The organism is Pseudooceanicola lipolyticus, assembly GCF_002786325.1.
GTDB lineage: Bacteria > Pseudomonadota > Alphaproteobacteria > Rhodobacterales > Rhodobacteraceae > Pseudooceanicola_C > Pseudooceanicola_C lipolyticus.
Genome location: NZ_PGTB01000039.1, coordinates 22543 through 29644, shown reverse-complemented (window position 1 = coordinate 29644; position 7102 = coordinate 22543). Strand labels below are relative to the sequence as shown.

Annotated in this window: 7 protein-coding genes; 6 read left to right on the top strand and 1 reads right to left on the bottom strand. The window is 57.7% G+C overall.

Going from position 1 to position 7102, the window contains the following annotated elements:
• Positions 1 to 351 precede the first annotated feature (351 nt).
• Genes CVM52_RS27980 through CVM52_RS26885 form a run of 4 tightly spaced genes read left to right on the top strand, consistent with a single transcriptional unit; the run spans position 352 to position 2158 of the window.
• The gene (locus CVM52_RS27980; protein ID WP_276308638.1) at positions 352 to 483 is read left to right on the top strand and encodes a hypothetical protein; all 132 of its coding nucleotides are present in this window, start codon (positions 352 to 354) and stop codon (positions 481 to 483) included.
• Between the two features lie 4 nt (positions 484 to 487).
• Positions 488 to 673, top strand: coding sequence for a hypothetical protein (locus CVM52_RS11665; RefSeq protein ID WP_100162674.1), 186 nt, complete (start codon positions 488 to 490; stop codon positions 671 to 673).
• A gap of 34 nt (positions 674 to 707) precedes the next feature.
• Complete coding sequence (locus CVM52_RS11660) at positions 708 to 1991, top strand: DUF6538 domain-containing protein (protein WP_100162673.1); 1284 nt, start codon at positions 708 to 710, stop codon at positions 1989 to 1991.
• A complete protein-coding gene (locus tag CVM52_RS26885; protein WP_172720985.1) occupies positions 1988 to 2158 on the top strand; it encodes a hypothetical protein in 171 nt (56 codons plus the stop codon). The genes CVM52_RS11660 and CVM52_RS26885 overlap by 4 nt, the downstream gene beginning before the upstream one ends.
• A gap of 222 nt (positions 2159 to 2380) precedes the next feature.
• Here CVM52_RS26885 and CVM52_RS11655 read toward each other — a convergent pair whose 3' ends face one another.
• A complete protein-coding gene (locus tag CVM52_RS11655; RefSeq protein ID WP_100162672.1) occupies positions 2381 to 3802 on the bottom strand; it encodes a calcium-binding protein in 1422 nt (473 codons plus the stop codon).
• A gap of 612 nt (positions 3803 to 4414) precedes the next feature.
• Here CVM52_RS11655 and CVM52_RS11650 point away from each other — a divergent pair.
• Positions 4415 to 5215 carry an alpha/beta fold hydrolase gene (locus tag CVM52_RS11650; protein WP_100162671.1) on the top strand — a complete coding sequence of 267 codons (801 nt, stop codon included), beginning with the start codon at positions 4415 to 4417 and terminating at the stop codon, positions 5213 to 5215.
• Between the two features lie 67 nt (positions 5216 to 5282).
• Positions 5283 to 6554: a sensor histidine kinase gene (locus CVM52_RS11645; RefSeq protein ID WP_100162670.1), complete on the top strand. Its 1272-nt coding sequence runs from the start codon at positions 5283 to 5285 to the stop codon at positions 6552 to 6554.
• Positions 6555 to 7102: the final 548 nt, after the last annotated feature.

Here is a 7102-nt window from a genome sequence, read left to right as displayed (position 1 = left end):
CTCTTTCGCATTCGTCTGCTCCTTCAAGGTTGGGCAGACTCTACATCATGATGAGGGATTTCGCGGGGGGCAGGTCACGAGAGGTGAACTGTTCTCCACTATGCGTCGTTGTATTGCTGAACGCCACGCCTAAAAATGTGAGTTCTTCTACTTTATTCTGAAAATGCGATGGCGATATTATTGGAAAGCCGTGTCCTCGCCGCTCCGACAAGTGTCTTTCCGCCAATAATAAAGTCTACACCACACGACGCACCTGCTGTCCTGTGGTCCTAATTGTGGCTCCTCAGCCCTCAAGCCCAAAAAGCGAGGAACCCTCCGTATCTAAATCGAGAACAAGAACGGAGGTTTCTCATGTTTATCAAGATATTAAAGTGGTTGTTCTCCAGCGAGAAACGCCCAACCAGGAAGAAGTCAGACCCCGGCTGGGGTGACCTGATCTTCGCCTTCCTGATCGTGCTGATCATCCTGAACTTTCTGGGGTGACGCCGTGGAGTGGAACATCAAAGAAGACGACATCGTCGTCATCCGTGAGTTCGAGGAGTACCCGGAGCACCTGTTCCGCGCCTCCGAGGTCTTCGACGACTGCGTGACCGGCTACTCGATCACCGGCCCCCTGAACGGGGTCTACGGGGAACCAGCCTATGAGCTGATCCTCAAGGTCTACCCGGTCTGATCCCCTCAACATTCCAACTAGAAGGAGCAACTCAATGTCTGCTCAGATTCAGTATGCCTACCTGAAGGGCCAAACTTGGCTCTATCGGCGGAACTACCCCCGAGAAGTCGCCGTCGTCCTCGGCTCCCAGGCCCTCAAACAGTCCCTTAAGACAGGGGACCCGAAGTTGGCCAGGAAACGGGCGGCGGAAGTAAACACCCGGTACGAGGCCACGGTGGCCCAGGTACTCGAAGGGGCACAGAGTGTCGCACAGAGTAACAGTAGCATCGCCGGATGGTCCGATCATCGACAGGGCGCTCTCGCCTGCCTGCGGGCCACTCTACAGCTCTCTGAAGCCGTTCCCTTCCAGAAGCTCTCTCGTCAGCCAAAAACAACGGTTGGCGAGGCTGTCCGGGAGTATCTGATCAAGCGCCAGCGGGAGCTGCGACCCGGCGGGTTCAAGAGTGTCCGCTACTCCCTTGAGTTGTTCTCCAGCAAGTACGGGGACCGGCCACTGGTGTCGCTGGCACGGGAAGACGGGCGGGAGTTCCTGTCTCTTGTGTCTCAGCTGTCGCCTCTCGTCGGGAAATCTCCGGTGACGCGGGGGCTGGGGCTGGAGGCGCTGGTACGCTGGTCGACACGGGGCACTGAAACTATCACCGTTAGAACCCAGCGGCGCATTTGGTCCCAGGTGAATCACTTCCTGGACTGGTCGGTCTCTCGCGACCACTTGGCTGCAAACCCCCTCAAGGCCGTCCAACTCGATCAGAAGGTGCGTCCCGCGTCTTACGCTGTGCCCACTGATGACGAGGTGGTCCGGTTGCTTCGGGAGCGCGACCCGGCCCTCCACCGGGTGCTTCTGGTCTGTTTGCTGTCAGGGATGCGATCCGGGGAAGCGGTGGGCTTACGCCGGGAGGACGTCGTGGCCAAGGGAAACCTAGGGTCCTTCTTCCACGTCCAGCCGAATGACCGGAGGCAGCTGAAGACCGAAGCGGCGGAACGGTTGGTCCCGGTGCACCCGGTGCTGGAGGAGGTGCTGGCGGAGTTACCGCGTCATGGGCCTCTGTTCCCTTATTTGACCGTCAACATCGTGACCAAGCGGTTCGCGTGGCTGAGAAACCGGCTTCAGTTGGACCGTCCCGGGCTGGTGTTCCATGGCACCCGCAAGTGGTTCATCACCCAGTGCGAGAGGACGGGTGTTCCGGAGCACTTCACCGCGTCACTGGTGGGGCACAAGTCCGCTCGGTCGGAGAACGGGATCACTTACGGCATCTACTCGGCAGGTATCAGCGACGAGCAGAAGCGTGGGATCGTCGATCAGATACGGCTTCCCACATGATCCCCGACATCGACGCGTTCGAGGAGAGGGCCGCTATCGCTGAATACGATGGCGGTCTTTCTCGTTCTGAGGCGGAGGACCTGGCTGCCCGGGCACAGGGGTTCGCTGATGCGGACGCCTACTGGCAGTGGCTGGCGGACTACGTGGTCACCCGTCGACTGCCCTGAAGTTGCCCTCGGCTCACTCCTTAGCGGGTGTGCCGGGGGTGTCGGGCTTTGCTTTTTTTCTTTGTGGCGTAGCAAACAGGAGTTCGAAGTGAGGTGGGTTGCAGTTTTGAGCACCCTTAACAAGCGATGGGACACATTTCCAGCGTAGAACAGGTCGAACTTCAAAAAGCACCTCTGGCTATATGTCGCAATCCGAACGACAGCATGTCGACCGTGGTCAAATTAAAATACAAAATCGCTTTCTTTGATTTCTCCGACATCATAGCCGACGAAAAGCAATTTCAAACCTCCTTCCCTAAGCAGAGTTCCGCGATAAGGGAGGTCCGGGTAAATCGCATCGGAAAGCTGTTGCTGGCGGACCATTATTTCAATCTGATACTCGGGGTTGCGTGCATCACTGAGGTAATCCAAGAAGATAGTGTCTCTACGAGAGTAGTCTTCCAGAACAATTAAACCAGCGTCGTCCTTGAAATGCAGTTTGTCTCTACCGGGGCCCATTTTTACAACTGCCGGATCACTTCCGCCCGCCTGATCAAAAATGAAGGTGTCCGAACCTGAACCACCAATCAAGCTATCTGGCCCATCATCATCGCTATCATGTTGCAAAATCAGCCGATCGTCACCTTTCCCGCCGATCAGACGGTCATTGCCGGACCCGGAAGCAAGAAGGTCATTCCCGTTACCCCCTAAAAGTAAGTCATTTCCTGCACCGCCCCTCAGGATATCGTTGCCATCGCGTCCAACGAGAGTGTCATTGCCGTCCTGTCCGTGAATGCGCTCATTATACTTTGTTCCTGTACCATTATCGTCCCCTGAGGATAGGAATAGCGATCCGTTACGAATGTTTAGATCGTCATCATCAAACGAACCGAACTTGGCCTTCTCCATCTCCTCTTCACCGGCTACATAGACGCGCTGAGTTTTGACCAGTGGCTTATTCACGAATTTTAGTTGATCTGGGCTCAGCAATTCGTCAAAGGAGGTGTTGATCCAGAAATCCGTGCCATCGAGAAATGTGATTTTATGTGATCCATTCACAAGATCTGATCTCTCTAGCGCAGTCCGATAGTTCAGGCCGCTGTTGTAGATCGTGATTGTATCTTCTGAACCAAAAGCCCTAATTATCCCGCCCTTGTCGTTGACATTGTAGTGGACCTGGTCCGCATCAGTATCCGCGACGGGAGCGGTTCCGCCGCTTGTCTTGCTGCTTCCGAGATACATGTCGACGTACGTATCTCCGAGCAAGTAGGCTTCATCTGCGCCTTCGCCGAGATATAGCGTTATACCGGGTTGCGCTGAGCCTAGTATCAACTTGTCACCTCCGGGTCCTAGGTCCACACCGGAAAAGCCCATCGCTCCGGTTCCACCTTGAGTTTCGTTGTGACCGTCGATAACGACGAGATCGCGACCGTTTCCCATAATTGGTGTCGTAAGCGTATTGTTCAAACGCTCCTCAAACACCCTGAAGAAATCGATCGAGAAAAAGCTGTCACGCCCGTTCATGGCATTGATTTGGCCGCGAGCGACAATCTTATCGTTGCCGCCTTTTGTGGTGATGATGTCGGCGCCACCATTGCCAAAAACCAAGTCATTGCGCCTAGTTCCGACGATAGTCTCTGCTTGGAACGTTCCCTCAAAAAGCATTGAAATATCCTTTGGTTAGCAGTGTTCGTCAACGAATTGATCGTGATGGGCAAATGTAGAGTTTCCGCTTGCATTCTCGATCTTGTCAATGATTCGACCATTTGTCCCGTTGCAGCGTCCGGGCACAGGTGCTCCCCGGTACCCCCAGAGTGCCCCCAGAACCGCCCCAGTTCGGTCGAGGCCAGCGGTAAGTCGAAGAACCGGTTCAGAGGACAAGGTCTCCTACCACCCCAGCCACAAGCCTTCCGATCAGAGTCACATGGGTGCCTGTGAACCCGAAGGGCCAGGAATGCCCCGGTGGGTGCCCCTGTGGGCCGGGACGCTGTGCGAGGGGCGCCGGGGCACCCGTTATCAGCTGATACCTGCGGATTGACTGTGCCCTAACCGAGAAACGGGTGAGGCGGGTTCTCTGATAGGTTCGCGGGGTGGGCATAGCCACAGGGGCGTCAAAGCATAGCCCAGACGCCCCCGTTCGCCCGCTCCGAACAGGCGCAGTTCTGCGGCGCTTTTAAGAGCGCGGACTTGCGACATCCGCGCGCCTCAGGAGCGTTGCTTTGCTGCATCGTCTGGGGGAAAATAGACGCTGGGATGGCAGGAAGCGGGAGGCTGGAAATGTCTGCAACTTCAAAATTCCACGTGACGGAGGCCGGCTCCGGAACGACGCCGCTTATTTTTGTGCACGGCTACGGGTGTGATCAGAACATGTGGCGCTTCGTAGCGCCGAGCTTTGCAGACAGCCACAAAACGCTCTGCTACGATTTGACCGGCATGGGCGGATCGGACATCAAGGCCTACGACCTTGACCGCTATGCAAAGCTGGAAGCGCATGCCGATGACTTGGGCGCGATTTTGAGCGAGCTCGATCTTAACGACGCAGTCATCATCGGACATTCGGTTGGAGCCACTATCGCATGTCTTGCAGCCCTGCGTTACGGCGACCGGATCAAGGCATTGGGATTGATCGCGCCCTCGCCTTCCTTCATCAACGACGGTGACTATATCGGCGGTTTCGATCGGAAGGATGTCGAGCAACTGCTTGACATGATGGAACAAAATTTTTTCGAGTGGGCGCAATATGTCACCCCCCTCATCGCCGGGCAGGACCCGGCCGGCGAGACCTCCGGCGAACTGGCGCAAAGCTTCTGCCGGAACGATCCGACGATCAGCAAACACTTTGCGCGAGTCACCTTTCTGGCCGATCACCGCGAGGATATCGCCCGCGTGAATCATCCCGCTCTCGTCCTGCAGTGCTCGAACGATGCCCTGGCCCCCACGGAGGTTGGTGCCTGGATGGCGCGCCATATGAAAGGTGGCGATCTGCGAGAAATCGAGGCGACGGGCCACTGCCCGCACATGACGGAACCGGCGAAAACGATCGCCGAGATCAGGGGTTTTCTTGGCCGACTCGACTAACTTCCGCAGACCGGGCAGCAACCCCTATTTGAGGGAGCTGGTAACCGACGCCCCCTGTGGATTTCTGGTGACTGACACCAATGAACGCGTGCTTTACTGCAATGCCACGCTTGGCCACTGGCTTGGCCGCCCCCCCTCCGAGCTGGCGGACGGCGCGATGATGAAGGATATCCTGACCCGCGGAAGTCACCTTCTTTTCCAGACGCAGATCGCCCCCGCGATCCTTCTGGAGGGCTTTGCGCGGGAAGTGTCCTGCTTGCTGAACGTCAGGGGCCGGGACGCGCCACTCCCGGTTCTATTGAACGCTGTCCTGAGGCGGCCCAAAGATGGTCTTCCGGCGCGGATCAATTATGCCTTCTTCGACGCGACCGAGCGGACGGCCTTCGAACAGCGCCTGCGCGAGCGCCAGAAAGAGTCGGAAGAACTGGCGGTGATCGTGCGCAATGCAAAGGTCGGGATTATCCGTTGCGATCATCGGGGCCGGATCAAGCGACTTAATCCGGCGGGTGCAGGCATTCTGGGCGTCGAGCCGGGCTGTCTTCCCCAGGCTCCGATCGGACGCCTGCTTTCGCTGGATGATGGCACCGAAGACTGGTTCACCCATACAATCGAGAGGCCAGACCCCGATTGCACCTTCGAGGCGAGTTGCAACGGCCACCACTACAATATTTCGGTGGGCGAGATCACCAACCCCGAAGAGCCCTATGCCGAGAAGGAATATTCCGTCATTCTACGGGACATCTCCAAGCGCGTGTTGGCCGAACAGCGTATGGAACTGCTGGTCGGGGAGTTAAAGCACCGGATCAGGAACGTGTTTACGGTGACGGCGGGGCTGGTCCGTCAAAGCCTGCGCAATGCGCCGGCCGAGCGGGACAAGCTTGTCGACCGCCTCCATAACCTGGCGAAATCGCACGAGATCCTGACGCAGAGCTACTGGAAGGATGCGAATATCCGCGAGATATTCGCACCGATCGAAGCGCAGGCGGGTGAACAGCAGAGAATTGTGATCGAGGGGCCTGACCTGCTCCTGGTCCCGAACCAGTTCAAGGCGCTTTCGATGGCGGTGCACGAACTGGCAACAAATGCACGGAAATATGGTGCGCTTCAGGCCGACCAAGGCATAGTCGAAATCCAGTGGTCGGTGAGTGACGCTGACACGAGAACAATTGACTTCACGTGGCGCGAGAGCGGCGGACCACAGGTGGTCGCGCCAGAACGCACCGGCTTTGGGTCGGCGATGATAGAGCGGGCGCTCGCGGCGGAGTTCGAGGGAACCGCCAAGATCCACTACCATCCGGAGGGTGTCGAATTTGCCTTTAGTGGCGTGGTCAGGCGGTGAGATCGCCCGCATTGCGTAGGGGAGAAGCTGAGTGCCGGGTGATCTTGCCGCAGCGTCGATACCGCTGACGGCACTCATGCAAGTTCCGTTGATCAGACGAGGGCATAATGCAGCTCGCCATCATGCACGACTAACCGGATTTGCCCGACGCAGCGAATGGCCGGTTTGCTGGTCGCAGGGCAAAACCGCAAAGCGGCGTTGAATGACAGGTCAGGGCTGCTCCGGCGCGGCAGTCAACTCAACATCTCCACAGCTTTTCAAAGAAAAAACTCCAGATCCGACACCCCCGGCACACCCGCTGAGAGGCGCACCGAGGGGTAGTTTGGCGCAGTCGACGGGTGATCATGTCGTCCGCCAGCCACTGCCAAGGTGGTATCGGCAACTGGGCGCCCCTGTGCCCGGGCAGCCAGGACTTCCGCTTCCCGATATGAACGGCTCAAGAGCGGGCCGCGCGTCGCCCCGCGCGCGGCGGAATAGGTGAAACCGGCTGGTCGTGCTAGACTGTACCGGCTCTGCCCGGGGCGGTGACGCCATGGCGGAGGGGCGCA